Origin of the sequence: Ottowia sp. oral taxon 894 (assembly GCF_001262075.1) — a bacterium.
In the GTDB taxonomy this organism is placed as follows: Bacteria; Pseudomonadota; Gammaproteobacteria; order Burkholderiales; family Burkholderiaceae_C; genus Ottowia; species Ottowia massiliensis.
This window is the reverse complement of the sequence record NZ_CP012073.1, coordinates 1,713,771-1,740,523: the sequence shown is the minus strand read 5'-3', so window position 1 is coordinate 1,740,523 and position 26,753 is coordinate 1,713,771. Positions and strand designations below refer to the sequence as shown.

Annotated in this window: 18 protein-coding genes, 2 tRNA genes and 2 pseudogenes; 7 read left to right on the top strand and 15 right to left on the bottom strand. The window is 64.1% G+C overall.

The genetic code is table 11. The features are described from left to right. The first annotated feature begins 170 nt into the window (after positions 1-170). From ispE to ADJ79_RS07560, 4 genes are all read left to right on the top strand, one after another. On the top strand, positions 171-1,028 hold the full coding sequence (gene ispE, locus ADJ79_RS07575) for a 4-(cytidine 5'-diphospho)-2-C-methyl-D-erythritol kinase (protein WP_050715459.1): 858 nt from the start codon (positions 171-173) through the stop codon (positions 1,026-1,028). A 22-nt stretch (positions 1,029-1,050) separates the two neighbouring features. Beyond that, positions 1,051-1,127: transfer RNA gene (locus ADJ79_RS07570), tRNA-Gln, on the top strand. Between the two features lie 66 nt (positions 1,128-1,193). Then, complete coding sequence (locus ADJ79_RS07565) at positions 1,194-2,171, top strand: ribose-phosphate pyrophosphokinase (protein ID WP_050715458.1); 978 nt, start codon at positions 1,194-1,196, stop codon at positions 2,169-2,171. A 98-nt stretch (positions 2,172-2,269) separates the two neighbouring features. Next, positions 2,270-2,896: a 50S ribosomal protein L25/general stress protein Ctc gene (locus tag ADJ79_RS07560; protein ID WP_050715457.1), complete on the top strand. Its 627-nt coding sequence runs from the start codon at positions 2,270-2,272 to the stop codon at positions 2,894-2,896. A gap of 867 nt (positions 2,897-3,763) precedes the next feature. On the opposite strand, the gene ADJ79_RS07550 is transcribed toward ADJ79_RS07560, so the two are convergent. From ADJ79_RS07550 to ADJ79_RS07540, 3 genes are all read right to left on the bottom strand, one after another. Further along, positions 3,764-9,319 (bottom strand): DNA repair ATPase, encoded by a 5,556-nt coding sequence (locus tag ADJ79_RS07550; protein ID WP_082203187.1) that lies wholly within the window; start codon positions 9,317-9,319, stop codon positions 3,764-3,766. Between the two features lie 352 nt (positions 9,320-9,671). Continuing rightward, positions 9,672-10,634: a porin gene (locus ADJ79_RS07545; protein ID WP_050715455.1), complete on the bottom strand. Its 963-nt coding sequence runs from the start codon at positions 10,632-10,634 to the stop codon at positions 9,672-9,674. Positions 10,635-10,771: 137 nt separating this feature from the next. After that, positions 10,772-11,557, bottom strand: a complete 786-nt coding sequence (locus ADJ79_RS07540) for a 3-oxoacyl-ACP reductase (protein WP_050716492.1) — start codon at positions 11,555-11,557, stop codon at positions 10,772-10,774. Positions 11,558-11,645: 88 nt separating this feature from the next. Here ADJ79_RS07540 and ADJ79_RS07535 point away from each other — a divergent pair, with 88 nt between their 5' ends. Both ADJ79_RS07535 and ADJ79_RS07530 read left to right on the top strand, forming a co-directional pair. Next, positions 11,646-12,302, top strand: a complete 657-nt coding sequence (locus ADJ79_RS07535; RefSeq protein ID WP_158241626.1) for a DUF2726 domain-containing protein — start codon at positions 11,646-11,648, stop codon at positions 12,300-12,302. Positions 12,303-13,270: 968 nt separating this feature from the next. After that, positions 13,271-14,137, top strand: coding sequence for a neutral zinc metallopeptidase (locus ADJ79_RS07530; RefSeq protein ID WP_050715453.1), 867 nt, complete (start codon positions 13,271-13,273; stop codon positions 14,135-14,137). 767 nt (positions 14,138-14,904) lie between these two features. Here ADJ79_RS07530 and ADJ79_RS07525 read toward each other — a convergent pair. The 7 genes from ADJ79_RS07525 to ADJ79_RS07500 form a co-directional block, all read right to left on the bottom strand. Next, positions 14,905-15,615, bottom strand: a complete 711-nt coding sequence (locus ADJ79_RS07525; RefSeq protein WP_156304087.1) for a hypothetical protein — start codon at positions 15,613-15,615, stop codon at positions 14,905-14,907. Positions 15,616-16,143: 528 nt separating this feature from the next. After that, the gene (locus tag ADJ79_RS14245; RefSeq protein ID WP_156304086.1) at positions 16,144-16,296 is read right to left on the bottom strand and encodes a hypothetical protein; all 153 of its coding nucleotides are present in this window, start codon (positions 16,294-16,296) and stop codon (positions 16,144-16,146) included. Between the two features lie 468 nt (positions 16,297-16,764). Next, positions 16,765-17,391 carry a 1,6-anhydro-N-acetylmuramyl-L-alanine amidase AmpD gene (gene ampD, locus ADJ79_RS07520; protein WP_050715451.1) on the bottom strand — a complete coding sequence of 209 codons (627 nt, stop codon included), beginning with the start codon at positions 17,389-17,391 and terminating at the stop codon, positions 16,765-16,767. Further along, positions 17,372-19,330, bottom strand: a complete 1,959-nt coding sequence (locus ADJ79_RS07515; RefSeq protein WP_050715450.1) for a sigma-54-dependent Fis family transcriptional regulator — start codon at positions 19,328-19,330, stop codon at positions 17,372-17,374. The genes ampD and ADJ79_RS07515 overlap by 20 nt, the downstream gene beginning before the upstream one ends. 5 nt (positions 19,331-19,335) lie before the next feature. Next, positions 19,336-21,096 (bottom strand): ATP-binding protein, encoded by a 1,761-nt coding sequence (locus tag ADJ79_RS07510; RefSeq protein ID WP_156304085.1) that lies wholly within the window; start codon positions 21,094-21,096, stop codon positions 19,336-19,338. Continuing rightward, positions 21,093-21,362 (bottom strand): PP0621 family protein, encoded by a 270-nt coding sequence (locus tag ADJ79_RS07505; RefSeq protein ID WP_050715449.1) that lies wholly within the window; start codon positions 21,360-21,362, stop codon positions 21,093-21,095. Before ADJ79_RS07505 ends, ADJ79_RS07510 begins: the two co-directional genes overlap by 4 nt. Next, the gene (locus ADJ79_RS07500) at positions 21,359-22,171 is read right to left on the bottom strand and encodes an inner membrane protein YpjD (protein ID WP_050715448.1); all 813 of its coding nucleotides are present in this window, start codon (positions 22,169-22,171) and stop codon (positions 21,359-21,361) included. Before ADJ79_RS07500 ends, ADJ79_RS07505 begins: the two co-directional genes overlap by 4 nt. A 174-nt stretch (positions 22,172-22,345) precedes the next feature. On the opposite strand from ADJ79_RS07500, the gene ffh reads away from it, so the two are divergent. Beyond that, the gene (gene ffh / locus ADJ79_RS07495) at positions 22,346-23,758 is read left to right on the top strand and encodes a signal recognition particle protein (protein ID WP_050715447.1); all 1,413 of its coding nucleotides are present in this window, start codon (positions 22,346-22,348) and stop codon (positions 23,756-23,758) included. A 213-nt stretch (positions 23,759-23,971) separates the two neighbouring features. Here the strand turns inward: ffh and ADJ79_RS14240 are convergent, their stop codons facing one another. The 5 genes and pseudogenes from ADJ79_RS14240 to rplQ all read right to left on the bottom strand — a co-directional run bounded on the left by ADJ79_RS14240 (position 23,972) and on the right by rplQ (position 26,713). Next, on the bottom strand, positions 23,972-24,121 hold the full coding sequence (locus ADJ79_RS14240) for a hypothetical protein (protein ID WP_156304084.1): 150 nt from the start codon (positions 24,119-24,121) through the stop codon (positions 23,972-23,974). A 218-nt stretch (positions 24,122-24,339) separates the two neighbouring features. Further along, positions 24,340-25,112 (bottom strand): annotated as a pseudogene (locus tag ADJ79_RS13185) (IS5 family transposase). A 50-nt stretch (positions 25,113-25,162) separates the two neighbouring features. After that, positions 25,163-25,998 (bottom strand): annotated as a pseudogene (locus tag ADJ79_RS13180) (IS5 family transposase). A 218-nt stretch (positions 25,999-26,216) separates the two neighbouring features. After that, a tRNA-Met gene (locus ADJ79_RS07470) sits at positions 26,217-26,293 on the bottom strand. An 18-nt stretch (positions 26,294-26,311) separates the two neighbouring features. Next, on the bottom strand, positions 26,312-26,713 hold the full coding sequence (gene rplQ, locus ADJ79_RS07465) for a 50S ribosomal protein L17 (protein WP_050715444.1): 402 nt from the start codon (positions 26,711-26,713) through the stop codon (positions 26,312-26,314). Positions 26,714-26,753: the final 40 nt, after the last annotated feature.

The following is a 26,753-nucleotide window of genomic DNA, read 5'->3' as shown; positions in this document are numbered from 1 at the left end:
CGAGCGCAGCGCTGGGGAAAAGAGCCGCGCGGACAACAATGCGGCGCCATCGAAGCCGCAAGGCTTATTGCCCGCCGATCAATACGCTTTTTTGCCATTGGCCGGGCCGGTGGAAATTTGATCGGTCTTTGCCCCTGCGGTATTTTTCATGCCAGAACTCCCTCGCTGCCATGCACTCGCTACACGACCTGCCCGCGCCGGCCAAGCTCAATTTGTTTTTGCACGTCACGGGCCGCCGCCCTGACGGCTACCACTTGCTGCAATCGGCCTTCGCGCTCATCGACTGGTGCGACACCCTGCACATTGAAAGGCGCGCCGGTGGACGCCTGAGCCGCGAAGACCTTGGCGCGCCGCTGCCTGCCGATGACCTGACGCTGCGCGCCGCCCGCGCCCTGCAAGCGGCCACCGGCTGCACGCAAGGCGCGCACATCGCCATTGAAAAACGCATTCCCGCGCAAGCGGGCATGGGCGGCGGCTCTTCAGACGCCGCCACGGCGCTGCTGGCGCTCAACCGCCTTTGGCAACTGGGGCTGGATGGCGCGACGCTGGCGCACATCGGCCTGCAACTGGGCGCGGACGTGCCGTTCTTCCTCTTTGGCCGCCACGCCTGGGCCGAAGGCGTGGGCGAAAAACTGCAGGCCATTCACCTGCCGCCCACGCGCTTTGTGGTGCTCAAGCCGCCTGCCGGCCTGGATACCGCGCAAATTTTTCGCTCGCCTGAGCTGCGGCGCGACACGAAACCTGCTATAGTCCGCGCTTTCGCTGCAAGCCCGCTTGCCTTTGGCAAAAACGATTTGCAGCCAGTGGCCGAGCGGCTCAATCCGCAAGTCACCCAAGGCATTCAACTGCTGCAATCTGCGGGTCTGAATGCGCGGATGACAGGCTCTGGCAGCGCTGTTTTTGCGCCGCTTCATCAGGAGCGGCAAAGCGGCCCCATCACGCCGCCGCAAGGCTGGCTGATGAAGGAATGCAGCAGTCTTGCCATCCACCCGCTGGCCGGATGGGCGGCAGGCAAGATTTCAGGGTGATTCATTGCGAATCATCCCGCGCAGGGGAGTCGCCAAGTTGGTTAAGGCATCGGATTTTGATTCCGACATGCGAGGGTTCGAGTCCTTCCTCCCCTGCCAAACATTCTGGGTAAGCGCCATGCTGCGCGGCGCGCCATACAAGTCCCACTGATCCTGCGCCAGCTTATGCAGCCTTCCACATCCAACGAATTTCTGGTTTTCGCCGGAAACGCAAACCCCGCGCTGGCGCAGGAAATCGCCAGCAACCTCCGCATCAACCTGGGCGCAGCCGCCGTTGGCCGCTTCTCCGACGGGGAAGTCACGGTCGAAATCAAGCAAAACATTCGCGGGCGCCACGTCTTCGTTGTGCAGCCCACTTGCGCGCCCACCAATGAAAACCTGGTGGAGCTTTTGATCATGGTGGACGCGCTCAAGCGCGCGTCAGCCGAAAGCATCACCGCCGTCATCCCCTACTTCGGCTACGCGCGGCAAGACCGCCGCCCGCGCTCCACGCGCGTGCCCATTTCCGCCAAGGTGGTGGCCAATCTGCTGCAAACCGTCGGCGTGGCCAGCGTGCTCACGATGGACCTGCACGCCGACCAAATCCAGGGTTTTTTCGACATTCCGGTGGACAACATCTACGCCTCGCCCGTGCTGCTGGGCGACTTGCGCCAGAAGAACTACACCGATTTGCTGGTCGTCAGCCCTGACGTGGGCGGCGTGGTGCGCGCCCGTGCGCTGGCCAAGCAGCTGGGCTGCGATCTGGCCATCATCGACAAGCGCCGCCCCAAAGCCAATGTGAGCGAAGTCATGCACATCATCGGCGACATCGACGGGCGCAACTGCGTCATCATGGACGACATGATCGACACCGCCGGCACGCTCGTCAAAGCCGCCGAAGTGCTCAAGGAGCGCGGCGCGAAAAAGGTTTACGCCTACTGCACGCACCCCATTTTTTCCGGCCCCGCCATTGACCGCATCGCCAACGGCACGGCGCTGGATGAAGTGGTCGTCACCAACACCATCCCCCTTTCCGGCGCTGCCACGCAGTGCCACAAGATTCGCCAGCTCTCGGTTGCGCCGCTGTTTGCGCAGACCATGCAGCGCATTGCGCGCGGCGAATCGGTCATGAGTCTGTTTCTGGAGCAGGACGGCCTGTTCTGATTCCGGAGACGGCCAGGCGGGCCTGCACGGCATCAGCGTGCGGGCCTTTTTTCATCAGAACCGGGCTGGTCGCGGCACGGTTCAAACAGGAGTCACACATGAAATTTGTCGCTTTTGAGCGATCCACGCAAGGCACGGGTGCGAGCCGCCGCCTGCGCAACGCCGGCAAGGTGCCGGGCATTGTTTACGGCGGCGAAGCCCAGCCGCAAATGATCGAGCTGGACCACAACGCGCTGTGGCAAGCCGTCAAAAAGGAAGCCTTCCACGCCTCCGTGCTGGAAATGGAGCTGAACGGCCAGACCAGCAAAGTGCTGCTGCGCGATCTGCAAATGCACCCCGTGCGCCAGCAAATCCTGCACGTTGATTTCCAGCGCGTGTCGGCCAAGACGCGCCTGCACACCAAAGTGCCGCTGCACTACAAGGGCGAAGAAGAATCGCCCGCCGTCAAGCTGGGCAAGGCGCTGATCAACCCCGTGCTGACCGAAATCGAAATCTCGTGCCTGCCCGCTGATCTGCCTGAAGCCATCGAGGTCGATCTGTCCAAGCTGGAAATCGGCGCCACCTTGCACCTGAGCGATGTGGCTCTGCCCAAGGGCGTCAAGCCTGTTCTGCATGGCAAGAATGATCCCGTGCTGGTCACGGTGGTCATGCCTGCGGCAAGCAGTGAAAGCGAAGACGAGGCGCCAGCGCCAGCACCGGCGGCTGATCAACCCACCGCCGAATAAGGCCACCTGTCTGGAGTCAGGGCGCGGGGAGCGTGGCCGATCAGCACCACGCCAGGCGCAAGCCACGGCAACCCGCCACAAGCCGCCATTTGAGTGGCGGCCCCTCCAGACTCCGCTGCTTTTCCTCTTCGGCTTTGCCCGGGGCCACAAAAGCCTGCCAAGAACACTTGGCAGGCTTTTTTTGTGCCTTGGCCAGCTAAAAAACTGTTCACTATCCGCAAGTGGTCTGCAAGGTCCGCCTGCGGGCTTTTGTCCCATGCCGCCAGAGCATGGACAGGCTTTCAAAGGCCAGATGCACCGCTTGCTGCTGGCTGAAATGGTCCGCTGCCAGCTGGCCGCGTCCATGGTCTCGCACGACGTGACGGAAGCTGTCGCCTGTCCAGCACCGCCATCAGCATGGTCAGCCAGCCTCGCGTCCGCCTTGCCTGCCGATGGCGGTGCACCTCCGCCCCGTCTTCCGCCAGCGCGCGCTGCTGAAGGCAAGCTGAAAAAGGGCTGCTGCGCCGCTTCGCCTGCCTGCGCGGCTTCATGGCGCATTCACGGGCCGCTGCGCGTGAGCCAATGACGCCCGGCGTCTGGTTGCAGCCGGCCCGCGCCGGGGCGGGCAAGCCTGCACCGTCAAGATGAATCAAAACAGGAGCAAATTCAAAGGGGCATAAATATCATTCTGCGCAATATCTACTAGGACATCGCGCTATGGATAAAGGAGCTAAAAAGCCATTCTCCGCCGCACATGATCTCGCCTGAAATGCAGCCCGCTCCGCAAAGCGGGGGCTGCCCGCGCGGGCGGCGGTGGCATCCATGCGCTTGCGGCATGCTGCTTGGCCCATGAGCCATTTCACGCGCAGGGATTTTTCGTTTCGCCGTTCATGAGCTTCGTGGCTCGTGTTCCTTTTGCTCTAGCTTGCGCAGCTCTTTTTCCACTTGTTCGATTTGCGCGTGTGTCTGCGCCCGTGTTGGCGCGTCGTGGCCCAGGCGCGCTTCGATGCCGCGCACCAGCGGCATGATGAGCTGGCGGTAGGTGACGGAAAGCGACAGCAGCGCTTCGACCATGCACTTTTCCTGGGCGCGGTCGCTGTGCTGGGCCAGATCGGCGGCGGCGCCCTGCAAGGCCTTGAGGGCGGCTGCCGTGGCGGACAGGGTGTCTTGCAGCTGGCGCTGGGTGGCCGCGTCGCCTTCCTTGATGCTGCGGGCCAGTGCGGTCAGGGGCCGCGCCAGGAGCATGTGGCCTTGCGTGAGCTGGCGGGCCAGTTTTTCGGCGGTTTTTTCGGGGTTGAGGGCTTCGAGGCTGCGTGAAATATCGAGCAGGCCGCGCGTGATGCGGATGGCGGGGTCGTCATCGGCGCCGCCCATCTGGCGCTGGCGGCGGAATTCGGCCTGCACTTGCTGCCAGCGGGCGGTTTCTGCTTCAGTGGCCTGGCCGGTGAGCTGGGCGAGCTGGAGCAGGTTTTCTTCCGCGCCGCTGGTGAGGGTCTGGGCTTCGGCGCGGTAGTGGTCGCGCAGCAGATCGCCGATTTCCTGCGGTGTCATCAGCGGGGTGACTTGCGGGGCCAGGCGCGCCATGTTGCGGTAGCTGCCTTGCAGCCGGAAGGGGGGCGACTGGCGGTAGCGGTCGTCTTGCGCGGCGGACTGGATGTAGGCCTGATTGACCTTGAGCAGCACGTCGCGCACGCTCATCAGGCGCACCAGCAGGTTGCGGATTTCTTCCAGCTCGGCGGCGCTGTAGGGGTGGGCCAGGCGGGCGGCGTCCACGGCTTCGCCCTGGGCCATGCGCACGAGCAGCTGCACGTCTTGCGGCTCGCGGCTGGCCAGCGGCTGGGTGACGGGGTGGCTGGTGAGGCTGTTTTCGATGTAGGAAAGGGCAAACGCTTCTTCGCGGCCCGTGAGCACGTCGCCCAGGTTGTAGATGTCGGCGCGGTTGGCGAGCATGTCGGGGATGCGGAAGACTTCGCCCGATTCGGTGTAGGGGTTGCCGGCCATGACGATGGCAAAGCGCTTGCCGCGCATGTCCCAGGTGCGGCTTTGGCCCTGCCATACGCCTTCGATGCGGCGGGTGCTGTCGGCCAGGGCGATGAACTTTTGCAGGAATTCGGGGTGGGTGTGCTGGATGTCGTCCAGATACAGCATGACGTTGCTGCCCATCGCCAGGCCGAGGTTGAGCTTTTCCAGCTCCTGGCGCGCGGCGCTGTTGGGGGCGGCGGCGGGGTCGATGCTGGTCACGCCGTGGCCCAGCGCCGGGCAGTTGATGCGCACGAACACCAGCCCCAGCCGCTGGGCCACGTATTCCATGAGCGTGGTTTTGCCGTAGCCGGGCGGGGAGATGAGCAGCAGCAGCCCGCTGCGGTCGCTGCGGCTGGCTTCGCCCGCCGCGCCGATTTGCCGCGCAAGGTTGGCGCCGATGAGCGGCAGATACACCTCGTCAATGAGCCGGTTGCGCACGAAAGTGGTGAGGGGCTGGGCCTGAAACTGCGCCAGGTGCAGGCGGGCGCGCTCTTGCTCCAGCAGCTCGTGCCGCAGGGTCTGGAAGGCGTGAAAGCCGGGCAGCACGCGCTCGCGGTGGCGGCGCACGCGCTGCCAGAAGTCATTGAGATCCAGCGCCAGCGCGCCGTTCGTGATGCGCGGGTGCTCGCTGCGCAGGCCGGTGACGGTGGCCGTGAGAGCGGCATTGACGCGGCGGCGCGCGGCGGCGCACGCCAGGCAGGTGGCGGCGTCTTCCACGCTGCCCGGGCGTGCGGCGCTGTCTTTGCCCTGGGCTTGCGCGAAGGCACTGGCCCACTGGCGGGCGATGCGCCACTTCTCCAGCGGAGCGGCGGCGGCCAGGTCGCGCTGCCAGGCCGCCAGCTGGCCGCCGCTGTCCAGCGAGCGCTCCAGCGCGGCAGCCAAGTCCTGCCCGCTGCCGCTGGCGGCCCAGGTCAGGCCCCCTTCGGCTTCGCCTTGCGCCAGCTCGCGCGCAAGGTAGGCGGCGGCTTCGCGGCACAGGCTGGCGCGCTCTTGCGCGTCGTCGGCGGCGGGCAGCAGCTCTTGCAGCACGTCGGGGTGTTCGGCCGCGAAGGCTTGCAGCATCAAATCCGCCTCTGCCGCAAGCGCATCAACGCTTTGGCGCTCTGAAAACAGTAGCGCAATGCCTTGCGCGGCGCGCGCGCGCCGGGCCAGCGATTCGCGCGCTTCGTCGCGCAGGCCGTTTTCCCACATCAGCAGGGCCAGCGCGCGGGCCGCGCCGCTGTAGATAAGCAGCCCGGCGGCGGCCTGCATGGGGGCAAGGGCGCGCACGATGGCCAGCGCGTCATCGTCATGAATGCCGCGCTGGTAGCCCTCCTGGTAGCGGGCGGCGGCAAAGCGGCGCAGCGGCTCCAGCAGGGCAGCGGGGGCGGCCGCTTCGCCGTTTTCAGCGGATTCAGCAGGGTCGGCAAGGTCGGATTCGGTGAGCGCGGCCAGCAGCGCGTCCCAGCCGGGTTCGGCCTGGCCGGCCTGCACGGCGTCCAGCCACTGGGCGGCCAGCCATTCGGCGCGAGCCAGTTGCGGCGTTTCAGACGCCAGCGGCTGGTTCCAGAAAGGGCGCAGCGCCAGCAGGCGCTCGTCTCGCGCGGGGGCCAGGTAGTCGGTGCCGGTGATCTGCCAGGCCAGCGCGGGCTGGCCGCCTTCTTCATGCGCCACCAGCGTCAGGTCGATGGGCTGGCGATTGACGGTAAAGACGTGCTGGCCCAGGCGGATGCCGCCCGCGCCCCCTGCGGCGTCTTCAGCGGCCAGGTCGCGCTGGTCGCGCACGGCGCGCATGGCCTGCTCTTGCGCGGCCTTCAGGCGTGTGGCCAGGTCATCGGCCGCCACGGCCGCGCCCAGGCGGCGCAACTCGGCCCCCTGCTCGCGCAGCTTGGCCAGCAGGGGGTCGGCGGCAAAGTAGCTGTGCACTTGCGCCACGTCGGCAAAGCTGGCCACGCGGCGCGGCACGCCGTCCAGAATGCGGCCCGCCGCGTCGGCCAGGGCCTTGGCGCGGCGCTGGCGCGCGTCCAGCAGGCTCTGGCGGCGCGCGCCCAGGGCTTCGTAAACGGCTTCGCGCTGGGCGGCAATGTCGGCCAGAAAGTCTTCCTGATCGGCAAAGCGCGCCTCGATGTCTTCCAGCTGCGCCAGCAGGCGGGTGAGCGCCTCGTCGCATTTTTCGGGCGTGTCGGCCAGCTCCAGCGCGTTTTCCACGGCCTGGCCGAACAGTTTGAACTGCGCGCCAAATTCGGCCCGCTGCTCGGCCGCGCCCAGCGTGCGGCGGCGCTGGCGGGCCTCGGCGCGCAGACGGTTGATGTCGGCATACAGCCGCGCAATGCGGTCCAGGATGGCGGTGCGCTGCACGGCGTCGCCGCCCGGCAGCAGGCCGATTTGCTCGCTCAGCAAGTCCAGCCCGGCCGCTTGCGCGTCCAGCCCGGCCAGCATGTCGCCCACTTGCGTGGCGCTGCCCGCCTGCGGCAGCTGCTGGGTCAGTTGCGCCAGCGCCTGCTCTTGCGCGGCAAAGGCTTTTTCGCCGCTCAGAAATTGCAGGGCGCGCTCGCCCACGCGCTGCTGCTCGGCGGCCAGCTGCTGCGCCATGCCGTCGATGCGCGGCACATCGGCATAGCGCAATTCGCGCAGCGCATGCATCTCGCCCTGGCGCTGGCGCAGCTGCTCCAGCGCGTGCACGAAATCGGCGGGCTGGCGCCACATCTGCGCGGCCAGCTCGCCCAGCAGCTCGCGCGTTTTCGATTCGGCGGCGTCCAGTGCGCGCGCCGTGCTGGCGCGGATGGCCTCCACTTTCTCGAACTCGGCCAGCGTGGCCTGCGCCGTTTGCTCGATGGCGTGCAGGTCTTGCGCGGCCTGGCCGGCCTCTGGCGCGTCCAGCCAGAAGTAGGCATCGCGCGCGCGCTGGCACTGGCGGATGAGGTCTTCATACGCCGTGCGCGTGGGCGCTTGCTCGCGCACCGCGCGGGCAATGCCGTTCAGGTCGGAAATGCCGCGCACCAAATCGGCATTGCCCACGCGGCCATAAAAGCCCGTGCCGTGCCGCCCCGGCTGGCGGCTGGCGTATTCCTCCGTGGCAAAAGGCGTTTGCCACAGCTGCATGGGGTGTATGCGCGTGGCCTCGCCTTGCGTGGCCTGAAAAACCAGCACCCGCCCGTCATAAAACCGGGCAAAACCGTTGGCCATAATCGGCGCGGCCAGCCGCTTTTCAATCAGGTTGTATGTAAACAGGGCGTAATGCGGAATATCCAGATGCGAAATATCGGAGTGGCCCTGGCCTGATTTTCCGTTATGGGGCGTGCTGCCGTAAAAAATATACGCCACATCTTCGCCATTGGGCGAGCGCAACATGCGGGCAAAACGCAAATTGGCCGCCGTTTCGGCCGGCAAATCAAACTGCTTGTATTCGCCTGATTGCAAATAATAGCCGCCCGGAAAGATAATGCCGTGGTCTTCGGGCAATTGCACGCAGGAAGCGCCGATGGCATCAATGCGCACCACCTGCTGCGTGCGCTGGTTGTAAACCAGATAGCGCACCGTGCTTTCACGGTACGGGCGTATGCGCAGCAAAATCAGCCGGCCCAGTTTCGCGTAGGCAATTTCGGCATCGCCCAGCGCCTGGCTGGCGTCTTCCACCGGCTCGCTGTAAATGCCCAGGCCCGATTCGGTATTGTTTTCCACCTTCACGGTCAAATCGCCGCCCGTGGTTTCAACAAAAACCGTGTCCAGAATATTGATGTGCGGATGCCGCCCGCTCACGTGCTGCTCGCGCGTGACGGCCGTCCATTCAAAATCATGGCTGGCGGGCAGGGCAATATCGCGCTCGCCGCGATTGTCCACATAAGTCAGGCTGCCGTCGGATTCATAGCGCCAGCGGAATACGCGAATATCCTGATTTTGCTGCCCGATTTGAAATGAAGCCAGCACATATTCCTGCGTGTGCGTGAGCTGCCGCAGCGTGGCGTGTTTGTAATAGGTATACAGCTCGCGGAAATCGGCCACAAAGCGCGCGTCTTGCAAAAAGCTGCCCTCAATGGGCAGGGCGATCAGCTCGTCGCTTTCCGCCTCGCCCTCGGTGTGCGCCAGCTCGTAGAGCGCGAACACGTCGCCCACGCCCGTTTCCTGCCGCAAGCCCATGAACACGTTGAAGCCAAACAGCAGCTTGCCGGGGCCGATGCGCACCATGTCGCGCGCCACGCAGTTGTGCTCGGTGCGCGCGCGCGTGCGCAGCACCAGGCGCTGCTCGGTCTGCCCGAATTGCGCCTGCCGCCCGGCGTTGAGCGCCAGCGCCTTGTCCAGCAGCGCACCGCCTTGCGCTTGCAGGCGCTTTTTCAGCAGCTCATAGCTGCTGCTGGCAGCCACGGCGGCATCCACGGCATCTACGGCGGCGGCTTCGGGGTTTTCGGCGGCGCGTTCGGCGTTGCGTTCTTCAGGGGCATTCATGAGGGTGGTCCTTGGCGGATCAGGCGGGCGGGATGGAATGGGAAATGTGGAATGGGAAATGGGAGCGCGCCGCCAGCTCCATGCGGCCAGCAGCCTGGCGGATGCTATCGGAATGAACAGACGGAAACAGCGATGAACAGCAGGAAACAGACCGTGTCCGCGATGCGCCGCTTCACGCCCCAAGAGCCTGTTTGCAATCTGACCGTCAGGGGCAGAGGATCAGCGCGAACGGCAAGGCGCAAACCACAAACGGATCTTGTGACCCGGCGAGGATTCGCAACGCCCCAAGTCACCCGAGGCTGCGCTTTCCGCACCCAAGGCAAACTTTGAGCGGGCCTTCAGAACCCATGCATCAAAAAGAATGCCGCAGTCCCAGCTCAATGCCTTTGCGGCCTGGCTGACTGCGGGCCTGGTCATGCGCCACCGTGGCGTAGAGCACGGTGCGCCGGGAGAGCTTGTGGCGGTAGCTCAAGGCCAGCAGCTTGCGGTCGGCTTGCGGCGCAGGGCCACGGTCATCGAGCCGCGAAAAAGCGGCGCGCCATTCGCCCGCGCCGCTGGGCAGCGCCAGACCGATCTGCCAGGCAGCGCGGCAGCGCCCCTCGCGGGCGCCTGCATGGAACTGGGCCATTGGTTTGATGAAACCGAAATCCCATGCCAGGCCCGCTGATGCCACATGCCCGCCTTCGCCTGGCTGGCCGTAGGCCACGGAGAGATCTGCCGCGCCACGCCGATAGTGCAGGCGAAGTGAACGCGCCCGGCGCCGGGGCTTTGCGCCGCCTGCGGCATGGAGCGAGACGGCAGCAGACAAGGCCAAACCCGCCAGCCGGGGGGTTTCGTAATACACGCCGTTTTCAAAACGCACAAAGGTGGCTGAAGCGTGGCCCAGCAGCAAGGCGCGCGTGCCTGGCGTGCCGATGCCGCCGTCCATTGCGTCATAGCTGGAAGCGGCGTAGCGCGAAGGCGAGTAAGAGCGCCCCATGCGCAGCGCGCCCCAAGGGCCGCGCAGGCCCAGCCAGGCCTGGCGGCCCCAGGGGCGGGCGGCGTCCACAGCGCCGTCCTTCAGGCTGATGCGGCTTTCAAGCTGGAACTGGGCGCGCAGGCCGCCGCCCAGATCTTCGCTGCCGCGCAGGCCGATGCGGCTGTGCGAGGCGCGGTCCATGTGCCATTTCTGACCTCGGGCGCGGGTGAGATTGACGTCCAGGCGTCCATACAGCGTGACGCCGTCCTGTCCTTGCGCCACGGCGGGCGCGAAAAGGCTGGCGGCCAGCAGGGCCAAGGCCAAGCGGTCCGGGCGCGAATAGAAGGTTTTTTGCATCAATAAGAGGAGCAAATTTAGGAGCCAGAAATGGGCGCTCGCGCTCGTTCTACTAGGACCTAATGCTATGGAATAAGGAGCTGAATCGATGCCTGCTTGCGCCCGCACGGCAGCTGCGGGCGGACTGCCAGCGCCGATCAGTGCTTGACCAGGCCGCCATCCACAATCAGGTTCTGCCCCGTCACGGCGCGCGCCCAGGGCGAGGCGAAGAACAGCACGGCATCGGCCAGCTCGGCAGGCGTGGTCACGCGGCGCAGGGGCGTGCTGGCGGCAATCAGCTCGAACACCGCTGCGGGCGTGGCGGCAGAAGCGTCGGTGGTGCGCAGCAGGCCGCCAGAGACCATGTTCACCGTGATGCCCTCCGGCCCCAGCTCCTGCGCCAGCGTGCGCGTGAGCGCCAGCAGCGCCGCCTTGGCTGCGGTGTAGTCGTGGTAAGGCACCACGGGGTTTTGCACGAGATTGGTGCCGATATTGACGATGCGGCCAAAGCCCTGCGCCCGCATGCCCGCCAGCGCCGCCTGCGTGGTGTTGAGCGCGGCGCGCACGCCTTCGAGCTGGCCGGATACGGCCTGCCAGCTCAGCGCATCGGCATGCGGACGGGCGTCACCGTTGAAGCTGAAGGCAGGCAGCGCGTTGTTCACTACGGTGCAAACAGGCGCGCCAAAGTGCGCGCGCGCTTGCTCAAGCATGGCCTGCACAGCCTGCGCGTCACGCACATCCGCCTGCACGGCCAGCGCCTGGCCGGGGTGCTGCGCCGCCAGCGCGCGGGCCGCCTCCAGGCTATGCAGGCAGTTGATGAGCACGCGCGCGCCTTGCGCCAAAAAGGCCTCCGAAATGGCGCGGCCCAGACCGCGCGCGCCGCCCGTCACCAGGATGGTCTGCGCCGCCAGCGGCGGGCAGGCTGCGCTCGCAATTGCGTTCATGATGGTGTTTCCTTGCAAGAAAAATCGTTCAAATGTTGAAAAAAGTCGCTTATCATGCCGTCATTTTTCACTAGGGAGAACACGCATCATGTCTTTGGGATTGGGGCTTTTGCTCATCGTCGCCGTGCTGGCAGGCGTTGGCGCGTGGCTGTACATGAAGCAGCAAAACAAGTCATCCACCGCCTCCATTGACGACAACCGCTACGCGACGGAAGAAGCCATCTCGCCCGCGCACATCAGCTTGCTGATGTACCTGCGCGAGGCTTTCCCGGGCCGCGCCGTGCTGTTCCGCCCCCGCATGGATCAGATCATTTCCGTGCGCCACTCCGAAAACCGCGCGCTGGCCACCGCGCAACTGGCCGCGCATGTGGTGGATTTCGTCGTCTGCACGCCTGACGGCAAGGCCGAGCATGTGTTCGATGTGCGCATGCGCAGCGCCAACATCGACGAGAACCAGCAACGCCGCGAAACCGCCTTCAAAACCCTGGTTCTCAAGAGCGTGGATTTGCGGCTGCTGCGCATCCAGCGCTCGGTCAGCAAGCTGCCGCCGCCTGAAGAATTCGCCGCCAAGCTGGCCGAATCACTGGGCCGCGCGCGCGACCCCATCGCCTCCTACTACATCAAGCAAGACAAAGGCGGCAGCCAGGCTGGCGGCAAACCAGCGGCGACCACCACCAGCCCGGCCAATCTCACCGACCTCATGGGCCTGCCTCCTGACAGCGAGCCGGGCAAGCTGAACAAATAAGCCCCTGTCAGCAGTCCGTGGGCGCGAATGAGGCGCTTCGAAACACGTCTGCCAAGCCGTGCATCAAGGCTTGCGGGAAATAGCAAGAAACGCGGATGCGAGGCGGGCTGCGCAACAGGCAGCTGGTATCGGCTTGTTGCGCTTTTTTATCAATAGCACCGAGTCCTGGCAAAACGGGCATGAATGCCTTTTTTTCTCCTTGAACTCGCTCTTGCTTTAAAACGTCACAGACTGCCTGTGGTGCTATTTACCACCCGGTTTTCCAACGTGGCAGGGCATGCTGCCTGCTGGCACAAATGCAGCGAGCCTGAAACGAGCGGCATAAGCACATTGAAGCAGGCCCCAGGCGCCTGTTAAAGAAAGAGCGCGCACAAGAAAACAGCGCGGCACAAAACACATCGTAAGGGGCCACCTTACGCGGATGGGTGCTCTTGCGTGCGCCCTACCTCTCCAATAGGGGGCAGATGCGCTCAAGCTGTTTTCGGTTAATGTCGCTTGGATATTTCAGTTGGGTATTTTGGGTTGCTTTTCATCCCTCTTCATCAGGCCATGCGCAGAGCTTTTTTGGTTTGGTTTCTGGGCGGAGGATGCTGTAAATGTACAGCATATTACTGAGTGAACAACTTGAATTGGAAATTTCGCATGAGTATGTTTTCTGGCGCGTGTTTTCAATACGCTAACATAATACCCGCACGACAGGTTGACTGTAATATCGTCAAACGATGGTGCGGTATTGAGGATGATTTTTAGAACAGCCTCCAGATGGGCAGAAATAAAAGACCATCCGGATCAGGCTGGCACAAAAGTATCTATGACCGGCCTGCTGTTTAATGAAATGCCACAAGGCCTGCGCGCGGAAAGAGGCGTGCTTCGTCCGGAGCAGAAGACCGGCGCGCCAGCCAGAAGGCAGCCTCTGTCCGGGGCTACCATCTTTTCATTTGCAGGTTTGGAACGCGGGAGCATTTGCGATGAAATGGGAAGGCAATCGACAGTCTGACAATGTGGAAGACCGGCGCGGTTCCGGCGGCAGCTTCGGCGTGGGCGGGCGCGGCATTGGCGTGGGCAGCGTCGTCATTGCGCTGGTGGCCTGGGGCGTGTTTGGCATCAATCCGCTGACCACGCTGGGTTTGCTGGCGGGCAGCGGACAAACACAGGTGGCGCATCAGGCGCCTGCAAGGCAGCCGCCCGCCAATGACCGGGATGCCGCTTTTGTATCTACCGTGCTGGCTTCAACCGAAGATGCCTGGCAGCAGGTGTTCGCTGCGGCAGGGGCGCGGTACCAGCCGCCGCGTCTGGTGCTGTACCGGGGCGCAACGCCTACGGCTTGCGGCACAGGGCAGGCGGCGATGGGGCCGTTTTATTGCCCTGGTGACCGCAAGGTGTATCTGGACATGGATTTTTTTGACACCCTGAGCCGGCAACTGGGCGCGCCGGGCGAATTCGCGCGGGCCTATGTCATTGCGCATGAGGTGGGGCACCACGTGCAGACGCTGCTGGGCACCACGCAGAAGGTAGATGCCTTGCGCGGGCGCATCAGCCAGCGCGAGCAAAACGCCTTGTCGGTGCGCGTGGAGCTGCAAGCCGATTGCTATGCGGGCATCTGGGCGCACCAGTCGCAGCGGGCCAAACAGTGGCTGGAGCAGGGCGATCTGGAATCAGCCATCAATGCCGCCGCCCAGATCGGCGATGACCATCTCCAGCGCGAGCAGTCTGGCGTGGCCCGGCCCGACACCTTCACCCACGGCACCAGCGCCCAGCGCCAGCGCTGGTTTTTGACGGGATACAAAAGCGGCAGCGTGGCGGCTTGCGACACTTTCGGCGCGCAGTCGCTTTGAAACAGATCTACAACACCTTTGCCCGCTGACGTCAGCGCAGCGTGTGGGACGTGCTGCTGACGCTGCTGCACCAGCAGGTGCACGCCAAGGCATGCGGGCCAAGCCCAGCGCGGTCGTCATCAACTCCCAATCGGTCAAGACCGTCTCAAAAGGGGCAGCGCGAATATGACGCAAGCAAAAAAATCTTGGGCGCAAGCGCCACATAGCCGTAGACCCGATGGGACTGCTGTCGGCCGTGGTGATGCACTCGGCTGGCATTCAAGACCGGGCAGGAGCCAGGGCTTTGCTGATCAGGCTGTTCATGCTTGCCTGGCTAATAAGTCAATCGAGACGATTAAGTAAGGACGACGAAGTCAGCGTGGCCTCAGCTGAAGCATTCGTCAAGATCGCTTGCGTCCGGCGCATGGTCAGACTTTTGGGATCGTTTTGAGGACGGAATCTCAATTAAAAAGGAGCAAATTTATAGGGTCAAAAAACCCGTTTTGCGCTGATTTCACCAAGACTTCATGCTATGAAATCAGGGGCAAATTCGCCTCCCCTCTTTCTCTTTCCGGCATGGCCGACATGCATGCCGCAGCGCGGGCTGCTGTGCAGCATGCGTGAAGCCTTGTAGCGATAGCGGTGTGGTTTGCTGCGTGGCGGCAGGCAGCCGCGAACAAAACGTGGGCTGCACCCATGGGCGGATTTCGTACAGGCTCTGAGGGCTTTGCCCTTGCCTGCCAGCCGCTGATGGACAGTTGAAGTGAGCCGTTGAAATCCGCAGCTCTCTATCTGGCATTGCGCTCCAGGCCTTCACGCACACGCCTGGCAGCGCCCATGAACGCGGAAAACGGCCCGCTCTCGTCTGCCGTTTCGACGTCCGGCTCGCCATTGGCCCGGATGCCCTTGACAGCCAGTGGGCGCATGGCGTTGCTCAGACGGGTGTCTGGAGACATCTTGCGGGCCGTATTTGAATCCAGATTCAGCATGCGCCATTGACGACCGGCTGGCGTGGCATCAGCCAGGCTGGCCGCATAAGCCAACAGGCGTTCAACCAGCTTGCCACGCGCGCTTTCGTCGGGCGCTGCCGATACCAGGGCAGCCTGCAACACACCAGCCCAATAGCCCAGCGTTGCCGCAGGGGTGTACGGCGCATAGGGCGCAGCTGGGGCATGGGATGTCGATGGCGCAGTGGCCGTGTTAAAGCGCTGTGGCGCTGGCTGCTGCAATTGCCCTCCTAACACCAGCCGTGCCAGCACATCGGCCAGGGGCTGGGTGTCGCCCGCGCGCAGCAGCGCCCGCGCCCAGTCGTGAAGCGCACGCCCGTCGCGCTCTTGTGCGTGTAGCGCCAAGGCCTGCACCACTTCGGGGGCCTGCGTGCCGGTCACCAGCGCCGTCACTTGCGTTACGGCCTGCACATTGCCTGCGCGCAAAGCATCACGCAAGCTGGCGATGGTCTGCGCAGCTTGCTGGGGCTTGGGTTCGTGGTGAGCGGTCATGAAAGTGCTCCCGGCGCTGGGGGTGGCTTCGGCGTCGTGCCAGACAGGTTGTGAACACGCATCTTTGCACGCCACCAACAGCGCAATCAGGTTGACAAATAGCCATGCATGGCCCAGCCCAGCCTTGCGCCTGTGCGTCAGGCGGATAAACGCCCCTGGTTTCATGGCAGCGCACTGTTTTTGACAAGAATCCATGTCGCTACGAAATAGGTCAATCGAATTCGACTTATATGCTGTCTCCTTATCTTTTTCTCCGCTCGAACGCTGGCGGGCGCTGCCAACAGGCAAAGAGGCATCCAGCAGTTTGGCCACGGCATCGTGCTTGGCACTGACGGATTGATCGTAGACGGCTTTGGCTGCAACACCACTTCCCGTCGCGCCCGAAGTTACACCGGCACCGCCCAAAGGCGGCAGTCTCAGAGCCACCACTGCGACCGTGTTGCTGATTAACGCATTGACGGTCTTTACCTTTTATTGGCGTCACTGAAATTAGGGCTATTGAACAACTCTGCGTGATCTTCCTTCAAGTCATTGCCCCGTGCCAAACGAACCTGAATCGCCCAACTGCCTATACGCTTTGGCATTTATGACCGATTTGGCATAAATAGCCATGGCTGCTTCTGAAAGCTTGCTCACCACCGCACTGGCATCTTCATTCGGTAAATCGGCTACCTCCTCCATGGGTTTTATTGACTGCGGCTGATGCTCCGCCGCCTCCACCCACTTGAGAGCAGGCGCATTGGCTAGCAGCTGAAAGAAGAAAAAGAATCCTCCATATAAAGCCTTTCATGGAAAAAATGGGAAAGCAACCGGTTCGGCTTGACTAAAAAGCCGCCAGAGGCCCTTCAATGCTGACAGCCTCAATTTGCGGGGATCGTTCCCGGCTGGTGTTACTCGCTAGGCGGCCGTTGCGCGCGGCTGCCGCTGCCGCCCGATACAGACCCCGCACAAGCGGTTTTTCGCCGCCCGCAGGCGGGCTATGTGCATGCACTGCAAGCCTGAATGAATCAAAAAAACAGGAGCAAAAAACAGGGCATCAAAATATCAAGTGACGCAGTATTTACTAGGACATTGCGCTGCAAACAAAGTAGCAAAAATAGTATCTATCCGTCTGCTGTTGATACCCGTCCCGCGCCCTGGTGCGGACCACTACGGTTGCGGCGGCGCATCAGTGCATGGGAAACGCCAATGAAGATCTTGCAAGGCGCGGCGCAGGCGCGGCCAGTCAAAGCCGCTGCCGGGGTCATGCTTGCGGCCTGGGGCAATGTGCTCGTGGCCTGCCACGGCGCGGATGGGGCAGGCAGTAGCCAGCGCGCGGCACAGGGCGGCCAGCGTGGCGTACTGGGCGTCTTCAAACAGGCCGCCTTCCAGCCCTTCCAGCTCGATGCCGATGGAGTAGTCGTTGCAGTTGGGGCGGCCCTCGTAGCTGGAAGCGCCTGCATGCCAGGCGCGCGCCTGCACGGGGGCGAACTGCCAGAGTTCGCCCGTGCGGCGGATGTAGAAGTGGGCCGACACTTGCAGGCCGCGTATCTGGCTGAACCAGGGGTGGACGTCCCAGTCCAGCGTATTGGTGAACAGGCGCTGCACTTCGTCGCCGCCGTACTGGCCGGGCGGCAGGCTGATGGAGTGGATGACGACGAGGTCGATCATCACGCCCGCAGGACGCGCGCCAATGTTGGGCGAGGGGCAGCGGCGCGCGCCAGCTAACCAGCCGGCCTGCCAGACGGAGGCGGCGGGAGTAGCGGGAAAAGCGGGGTCAGGCTGCTTCGCCGTCATCGCCGTCGTTACCGCTTTCTTCGGCGTGGCTGCCGGGCGGAACGATGCCCAGGCGCGCCATGCGGTAGCGGATCTGGCGCAGGTTCAGCCCCAGGCGGGCGGCGGCGGCCGTGCGGTTAAAGCCCGTTTCATTGAGCGCGCGGATGAGCACCTGGCGCTCCTGCTCGTTGAGCCAGGCTTCCAGATCAGACGGCAGGGGCGTCTGGCCGCTGGCAACGGCCTCGCCCGGTGGCAGGCCCGCATCTGAAACGGGTGCGGCGGGCGGCGCGGCAGGCGCAGGCTCCAGCGAAAAAGGAGCGCCATACGCCTGGGCCGCGCGGGCCGTCTGCTCGGCGAAGGTGGGCGCGGGCGGCTGGAACGCGGCAGGCGCGGGAGGCGGCACGAAAGGCTGCGCCGCCACGGCAGATGGCGGCGGGTAAGACTGCGGCGGCTGCGCGGGCGCGGCAGGCTGGCCATAAAACGGCGCTTGCGGGAGCGGCGCCTGAAGAGACGGCGTTTGAGGCGGCATTTGAGGCAGCGTTTGAGGCGCCTGAAACGCCTGGGGAGGCTGGGCATACGGCGGCGCAGCCGGGTATGCCGCCGCGAGCGCTGGCGCAGGCATGGCAGCCGCAGGCGGCGGCCAAGCGGGCGTGGCGGCGGCGGCAATGCGCGCGGCATCGGCCCAGTCCAGCGCGCCGGGGCTGCCAGCAGGTGCTACCTCGCCCAGTGCCACGGCGCGGTGCAGCAGGTTTTCAAGTTCGCGCACGTTGCCTTCCAGTGGCTGGGAGGCAATGTCGCGCATGAGCTGCGGCGTCAGGGCCAGCGGCGGGCTGCCCGCCTCGCTGGCGATGCGCGCGAGCAGCGCCTGGCAAAGCAGGGGCAGGTCTTCGCGGCGCTCGCGCAGGGGCGGCACGATGAGTTCAATGACGTTCAGGCGGTAATACAAGTCTTGCCGGAAGTGGCCGGCCTGCACTTGGGCGGCCAAGTCTTTGTGGGTGGCGCTGACGATGCGCACGTCTACAGGCTCTTCCTGGGTGGCGCCCAGCGGGCGAACGCGCCGCTCCTGTATGGCGCGCAGCAGCTTGGCCTGCATGGCCAGGGGCAGGTCGCCGATTTCGTCCAGAAACAGCGTGCCGCCCGCAGCGGCCTGGAAAAAACCAACACGGTCTTGCGTGGCGCCGGTGTAGGAGCCTTTGCGCGCGCCGAAAAATTCGGCTTCGAGCAGGTTCTCAGGAATGGCGCCGCAATTGACGGGCACGAACGGCCCGCTGGCGCGGTGGCTGCATGCATGCACGGCATTGGCCACCAGCTCTTTGCCCGTACCCGATTCGCCGTGCACCAGCACGGGGGCCATGCTGCGGGCCACTTTGGCTATGCGCTGCTTGGCCATTTGCATGGCGGGCGACTGGCCTACCAGCCGCGCCAGCGCCGCCTGACCTTGCGGGCTGATGTCTTCGCCTTCGAATGCGGGCGCAGCGGGTGCAGCAGGCGCGGCGGGGGACGGGGTGGCCGGGGCCGGGCGCGCCGCCGCAGCTTGCGAAGCGGCGGGCGCAGCGGATGCCGCCGGGGCAGCGGCCCTGGCAGGCGCGGGCGCGTCTTGCAAGGCGGAGGCGACAACGGTGCGCAGCTGTTTGAGATCGACCGGCTTGGTGAGGTAGTCAAACGCGCCGGCCTTGAGGGCTTCCACGGCGGTCTCGGGAGATCCGTAGGCCGTCACCATGATGCTGCGCTCCGGCCTTCTGGCGGCGGCCAGTTCGCGCAGCAGCTCCATGCCCAGGCCGTCAGGCAGGCGCATGTCGGTAATGAGCACGTCAAACGTGGCTTCGGCCAGGGCGCTGCGGGCTTCGGCCAGCGTGCTGGCGGTCTGCACCTGATGGCCTTCGCGGATGAGGGCCAGCTCGTAGAGGGTGAGCAGGTCGGGTTCGTCATCAACGACAAGAATGCGTGCGGCTGTAGTCATGGCGGTCAGGCGGGATCATTGAGCGCAAGCTGGGGCTGCACGGGCACGGCGGCGGGCGCGGCAACGCGCTCAAGGGTGACGAAGAATTCGTTGCCTTCCACAAGCTGCCCCTCATACAGACGCGAGGCGCGTTCGTAGGCGATGGCGCCGCCGTGGCGCTGGCACAGCTCGCGGCAGATGAAAAGCCCCAGGCCGCTGGAGCGGCTTTCGGAAGAAAAAAACGGCTCGAACAAGTGGCGTTGCACGCCCGGCTCCAGCGCAGGGGCTTTGCTCCAGACCGCCAGACGGGCCTGCTTCGCAGAGACGAGTTCCGTCACGACCTGAATGGCCCCTTCGCCCGGCGCGGCATAACGCAAGGCGTTGTCCAGCAGATTGACCAGCACGCGGTGCAGATGGTCAGTGGTGAAGCGCACCTGTGCGTCTTCGCCCCTGAGCGTGATGCGCAGATTGCCTTTGATGCCGTGCTGGCGCACCCAGCCAGTGCAGATATCGGCCACCTCTTCGTCAAGCGCGATTTGCTGCAATGTGCCCGTGCTGCCTTCGTGCTGCACGCGGGCAGCGTCCAGCACGTCATTGACGATGCGGCCCAGCCGCTGGGCGTTTTGCGCCACCATGCCCGACAGGCGCCGCATGGCCGGATCGTCCAGCTGCTCCAGCAGCAGCGCGTTGGCCTGGCTGATGGCCGCCAGCGGGTTGCGGATTTCGTGCGCCACGGCGGCTGAAAGGCGACCCATCGCAGCCAGTTTTTCAGTGCGCACGCGCGCCTGCATTTCGCGCAAATCCTGCATGAAAAACACGCACAGGCCCTTGGCGCTGGGCATGGGCGCGGGCGTATGCTGCACGCGCGCCAGCGCATGGCGTGCAGTCTGCCCCTCGCGTTGCAGGGTGATTTCAGCCGTGCGCTCCTGCCCGTCGGCCAGCACCTGCCGGGCCAGCGCCACCAGATCGGCCCAGGCGGCATCGTCCGTCAGCGTGAAAGAAGCGGGCGTGACCACTTCATCCGTGCCCAGCATGGCGCGCGCGGCCGGGTTAGCGGCGCGCACCGCAAGCTGCTCGTCCACGACCAGCAGGCCATCGTGCATGTATTCGATGACCAGGTCATTAACCAGCGTTTGCAGCAGAGCCTCGGCGTGCGCGCGCCGGCCCTGGCTTTCTTCCTGCTTGAGCCGCGCGGCCAGCTGGCTGGTCAGCAAAGCCAGCACGAACAAGCCCGCGCCGCTGAGCGCCGCTTGCGAGAAGCTGTCCACCGACACGCGGCTTTCCGTCAGATAGGTCCAGCCCGCGTTGGACAGCAGCAGCAACGTCGCCACGGCCGCCGTGCCCAGCGCCAGCGCCCGGGTGGCCAGCATGGCCGTCATCAGCACCGGCACCACGAACAGCGGCGTGTAGCTGGCGGCTTCCTGCCACCAGTGCAGCAGGGCGAATACCAGCAGATCCACGCCCGCCACCCACAGCCAGCGCACGCCTGCGGCGCGGGCGGGCGGCGGCGTCAGCCACAGGCGGGTGACCAGCGTGATGACCAGATAGGTGACGCAGATCCACACCGCCACCTGCGGCGCCGGGCGGCCCATGCCCCACGCCAGGCCCTGCAAGGCCAGCAGCGCCAGGGCGATGAGCGTGCGCGCCGTCAAAAAGGCATTCCACAGTCTCGTGAAGCTGCGGCGCGTCTCTGGCGGCTGGGGCCACTCGGCCGCACTGGCGGCGGTCAGGCGGTTCAGCAGCCGCGCTTCGGCAAAACGGGCCTGTTCTGCGGAGGAAGAAGTCACTCTTTTCTCTCCCCTGGGCGGGATAACGCGTCCTGCGCAGCCTTTGCCTGATGCGCCGCGCAGCAATACGCGCCACGGGCATCTTGCAAGGCTTCGCTGGCGGGCGTCTGCGTGCCGCACACCAGACAGCGCAGCATGGGCTGCGGCGCGGGACGGGGCGGGGCCTCGCGCATCTGCCGCAGCTGCCTTGCCAGGCGGCCCACCTGCGCCAGCCGCTGCAGCCACCACAGCCCGGCCACCACGGCCAGCAGCACCAGCAGCTTCATGCCGTGCGCTCCAGCAGCACTTCCAGCACGAAGCGCGAGCCTACATACGCCAGCAACAGCAGCGCCGCACCTGCGTAGAGCACGTGCACGGCGCGCCGCCCGCGCCAGCCCAACTGCCAGCGGCCCAGCAGCAGCACGGCGAACGTGGCCCACGACAGCAGCGTGAACACGCGTTTGTGATCCCAGCGCCAGCCCGTGTGCTGGCTGCCATACAGCGTTTCGCCAAAAATGCCGCCGGCCAGCAGCGTGGCCGACAGCACGATGAAGCCGGCCGTGATCAGCCGGAACATCAACCGCTCCAGCGTCAGCAGCGGCACGCCGCTGGCGTTTTGTGCGCGCTGGCGCAGCAGGCGCTCGGAGCGCAGCATCAGCCAGCCGTGCGCTGTGGCGGCAGCAAACAACCCGTAGGAAGCGATGCCCAGCGCCCAGTGCAGCGGCAGCAAGGGCGATTGCGTGGGCGGAAGTTTCTGCCCCGGGAAAAACAGCGCCAGCAGCACCGCCGCCGAGCCAAAACCGGCCAGCGCCCAGCGCGCACGCAACTGGGGCAGCACCTGGCTTTCCACCACATACACCGTCACCACCAACCAAGCCGTCACGGACAGCGCCTGCGCGAAGCCAAAGCGCGCGCCGCCATGTCCGCCCAGGAGCGCCCAGCCCAGCGCCGCCGCATGCAACGCCCAGGCCACCACCAGCGCCCAGCGCGCACGCCTCTCGCCCAGCGCACGCCAGGCCAGCGCCGGCACGGCGTAGGCCAGCGCCGCGCCCGCGCCCAAAAGCACGCCTTCAAGAGGGGGGCTGGCTAAAATCATGCGCACAAGTTTAGCGGCTGGCCCCTCTGCGCAAGGGGCTTTTTCATGGCTCTTTCACGCTTTCGCCACCGCTGCTGCCACCCTCTTGGCTCTTCTTTCGCGCCTGGCGCGCGATTTCCCGATTGCCCTTGTCCGCGCCGCATTCCAGCGCCCTTTTCCATCGCCCTTCCTGACATGGCCTCCGCCCTTACCGAAAAACTCTCGCGCCTGGTCAAGCACATCAGCGGCCAGGCCCGCATCACCGAAAGCAACGTGGCCGACATGCTGCGCGAAGTGCGCATGGCCCTGCTGGAAGCCGACGTGGCCCTGCCCGTGGTGCGCGACTTCATCGCCCGCGTGAAAGAAAAGGCGCTGGGCCAGGAAGTGCTGGGCAGCCTCAAACCCGGCCAGGCGCTGGTGGGCATCGTCAATCGCGAGCTGGCCGCCACCATGGGCGAAGGCGTGAGCGACATCAACCTGGCCGCGCAGCCGCCCGCCGTCATCCTCATGGCCGGCCTGCAAGGCGCGGGCAAAACCACCACCACGGCCAAACTGGCGCGGCACCTGATCCAGAAGCGCAAGAAAAAAGTGCTCACCGTCTCGGGCGACGTGTACCGCCCCGCCGCCATCGAGCAGCTCAAAACCGTGACGGCGCAGGCCGGCGCCGACTGGTTCCCTTCCTCGCCCGATCAGCAGCCGCTGGACATCGCCCGCGCTGCCCTGGACCACGCCCGCCGCCAGTATTACGACGTGCTGCTGGTGGACACCGCAGGCCGCCTGGCCATTGACGAAGCGCTGATGCAGGAAATCAAAACCCTGCACGCCGCCCTCAAGCCCGTGGAAACTTTGTTCGTGGTCGATGCCATGCAAGGCCAGGACGCCGCCAACACCGCCAAAGCCTTCAGCCAGGCGCTGCCGCTCACCGGCATCGTGCTCACCAAGATGGACGGCGACTCGCGCGGCGGCGCGGCGCTGTCGGTGCGGCAAATCACCGGCGCGCCCATCAAATTCGCGGGCACATCCGAAAAAATCGACGGCCTGGAAGTGTTCGACGCCGAACGCCACGCGGGCCGCATCCTCGGCATGGGCGACATCGTGGCCCTGGTCGAGCAAGTGGCCGAAGGCGTGGATTTGGCCGCCGCCCGGAAGCTGGCCGAAAAAATGAAAAAGGGCAGCAGCTTCGACCTGGAAGACTTTCTCGGCCAGCTCCAGCAGATGAAGCAAATGGGCGGCCTGGGCAGCTTCATGGACAAACTGCCCACCCAGCTGGCCGCCAAAGCCAGCGAAGCCGACCTGACCCGCGCCGAAAAAGACATCCGCCGCAAGGAAGGCATCATCAACAGCATGACCCCCGAAGAGCGCCGCAAGCCCGAGCTGCTCAAGGCCAGCCGCAAGCGCCGCGTCGCCCAGGGCGCGGGCGTGCATGTGCAGGAAGTCAACCGCCTGCTCAAAGAGTTCGAGCAGATGCAGGGCATGATGAAACAGCTCAAAGGCAGCGGCCTGATGAAGCTCATGCGCCGCATGGGCGGCATGAAAGGCCTGGGCGGCCTGCTCGGCGGCGGCCTGCCGCCCATGCCTCCCGGAATGGGCGGGAAAGGGCCGTTTTAAGAACCTGTTCATGATCTGGCTGCGGTCAATCCACATCAGAAACAGGAGCAAATTCGAAGGCCAGATATGCCATTCAGCCCAGTTTGCACTAAGACATGATGCTACGAATAAAAGAGCGAAATCATGGTGCTTGCTGGCGCATGCCGCCATCAAAGCCCAGGACGTAACGGTCGGAATCGCGCACCAAGTGGAGTTTGCCCCGGCAAAGCCCCTTCAAAGCGCCTGCACCTCAGCCAGCAGGGCAGCCTGCTCTTCGGGGCTGTGGTGGCGGGGCCGCAAGGCGGCGCCAGGCGCGGCAGGCAGCGTGGCTCTGTCAATGAATTCAATGAAATAGAGCACGCGCCACTGACTGCATTGCTGCATGACCCGCAACCCATTGCCAAACGGACAGCGGCGCAATCAACCGCAGTGGCCGCTGGCGCGCGCTGAAGCTGGCGCCGCATGGCATCGCCACAGTCAATGAGATGCCAGCCGCGTTCTGAACCCGTCCAAAGTCTGGTCCTGAGAGAAATTAGAAAGAGGAGCGAATTCAAGGGGCCTGAAATGCCTCTTACGGCCATTCCACTAGGCCGAATCGACATTCACCCCACCCACAAGGGAATTGATGCGAGGTAGAGGAAAGCCAGGAAGTGGGAGGGCTTGCGGTCGAAGCAAGTGGCGATGCGGCGAAACGGTTTGAGCCTGGCAAAGCAACGTTCGATGCGATTGCGTAGTCGGTACAGTGCCTTATCGTAGGCACGCGGTTGCTGGCAGCTGCGAGGCGGGATCACCGGCTGGGCGCCGAGCGAGTGGATCTGCGCCACCAGTTGCCGGCTGTCATAGCCTTTGCCGGCCAAGACGCACTTGGGCTTGAACCGGGCCAGCAGCGCTGGGACTTGCGTGATGTCGTTACGCTGGCCGCCAGTGAGGATAAAACGCACCGGGCGGCCCTGGCCATCCACCGCCATGTGGATCTTCGTGCTCAGACCTCCTGGGCAACGCCCCAGAGCCGGGTGCGTTGCCCCCCTTTTGCGGTCGCCGCCTGTGCATGCGCCCGGACAATGCTGCTGTCGATCAGCAGATACTCGTTGCTTCGCTCTTGAATCAGGGACTGCAACACCCGCTCCCAGATACCCTTGGCCGCCCAGCGGGTGAAGCGCTTGTGCACGCTCTTGTAGGCGCCGTAGCGCGTTGGCAGATCACTCCAGCGCGCCCCGGAGCGCAACACCCACAGCACGCCATTGACGAATCTGCGGTTGTCCGCCGCCGTACGTCCAGGGTCACTGGCCTTGCCTGGGAGCAGATCTTCGATCCGCTCCCATTGGGTTTGGGTCAATTCGTAGCGACTGGGCCGCGGATGCTTGGCCTCGGACATCCGCCGAAGATACCGGATGAATGTCGATTCGGCCTAGGGTCTGTTGAGAATTACCGAGATTGAATCACAGCCGAAGCCAGATAGATCACCGCCTTGAAGCTGGCATCGGTCTTGTCACTGCGCATGGCACAAGGCGCTTGAACGTTGCGTACCAGCATAGCGGGTGCCCAACAGGTCTTGTCACTGCGCATGGCACAAGGCGCTTGAACTCCTTGAGCTTGCCAAAAAAGTTTTCTATGAGGTGACGCCAGCGGTACCTGTACTCATCAATGGTCAAAGGCCGGCGTCGATTGGATCTTTGAGAGATCACGATTTGCACGCCTTGTGCTTGCAATCGATCTATCAGCCATTGAACATCAAACGCCTTGTCCGCCAGCAGCGCCTCAAACTTTTGGTTCCGGATCAGTTATTCGACTTCTTTGCTGTCATGCCGCTGGCCTGGCATCAGAGCGAACTTGACCAGATTACCCAGCGCATCGCACAGGGCCAGTATCTTTTTGGTGCTCACGCCCCCACGCGAGTGCCCTATGGCCTGGCTTTGAGTCCCCCCTTTGAGTCCCCCTTTTGCGCCCTGACCGTGACGGTGCACTTTCACGATCGTGGCATCAACCATGGCGTATTGCATATCCGGCTGGCCGCTGACAGCATCAAAGAGTTTTTGCCAGATATCGGCCTTGACCCAGTCACGAAAGCGTTTGAAAACGGTGTTCCATTTGCCGAATTCTTCAGGCAAATCGCGCCAGGGGCTGCCTGTGCGCACGATCCACTGCACGGCCTCTACAAACAAACGGTTGTCCGTGCCTCTTGGCCCTGCATCGCCAGGCTTTCCCAGGCAGTGCGGGGGCATCAGTGCCCAATGCTTGTCGCTCAATACTCTTCTTTCCATGGCGGGATTGCAGCATAAGAGGGGATTCTCAACAGGCCCTAGTAGCTGTTCTTCTCAATTCGCGCAACTCGGTGGCCCCTTCGATGGAGTCATCGAATACAACGACTCCGCTGTTAGCGAAGTCAAAAGAGCAAACGCAATTGGAGTTACTATCGATATTCGTTCTTCTTCATCCAGCAAACAAAAAGGCCTACCAAAAGCTGGCAGGCCTTAAATATTGGTTGCGCGGGAAGGATTTGAACCTCCGACCTTTGGGTTATGAGCCCAACGAGCTACCAGACTGCTCCACCGCGCGACAAAATTATATTGTACTTTATTCTTTAGCTTCCTGCAAGTCACTGCTCTCAACAACGGCATCAGGTCTATCTACCAGCTCAACAAAAGCCATCGGAGCGTTATCCCCTACGCGAAACCCCATCTTCAAAATGCGCGTATATCCTCCTGGACGGGTTTGATAGCGAGGCCCCAGAACGGCAAACAGCTTGACAACACTATCGCGATCGCGCAGACGATTAAACGCCAAGCGTTTATTAGCCAAAGAATCCTTCTTTGCAAGCGTGATCATGGGTTCAATGATCTTGCGCAGCTCTTTGGCCTTAGGCAAGGTCGTCTTGATTGCCTCATGCTCAATCAGCGAATTCATCATATTGCGCAGCATCGCTTGACGATGGGCGCTGGTGCGGTTGAGTTTGCGTAAACCATGACGGTGACGCATAGTGCTTCCTTTCTTTGCTTATAAAAGGCCGCCGTATCAG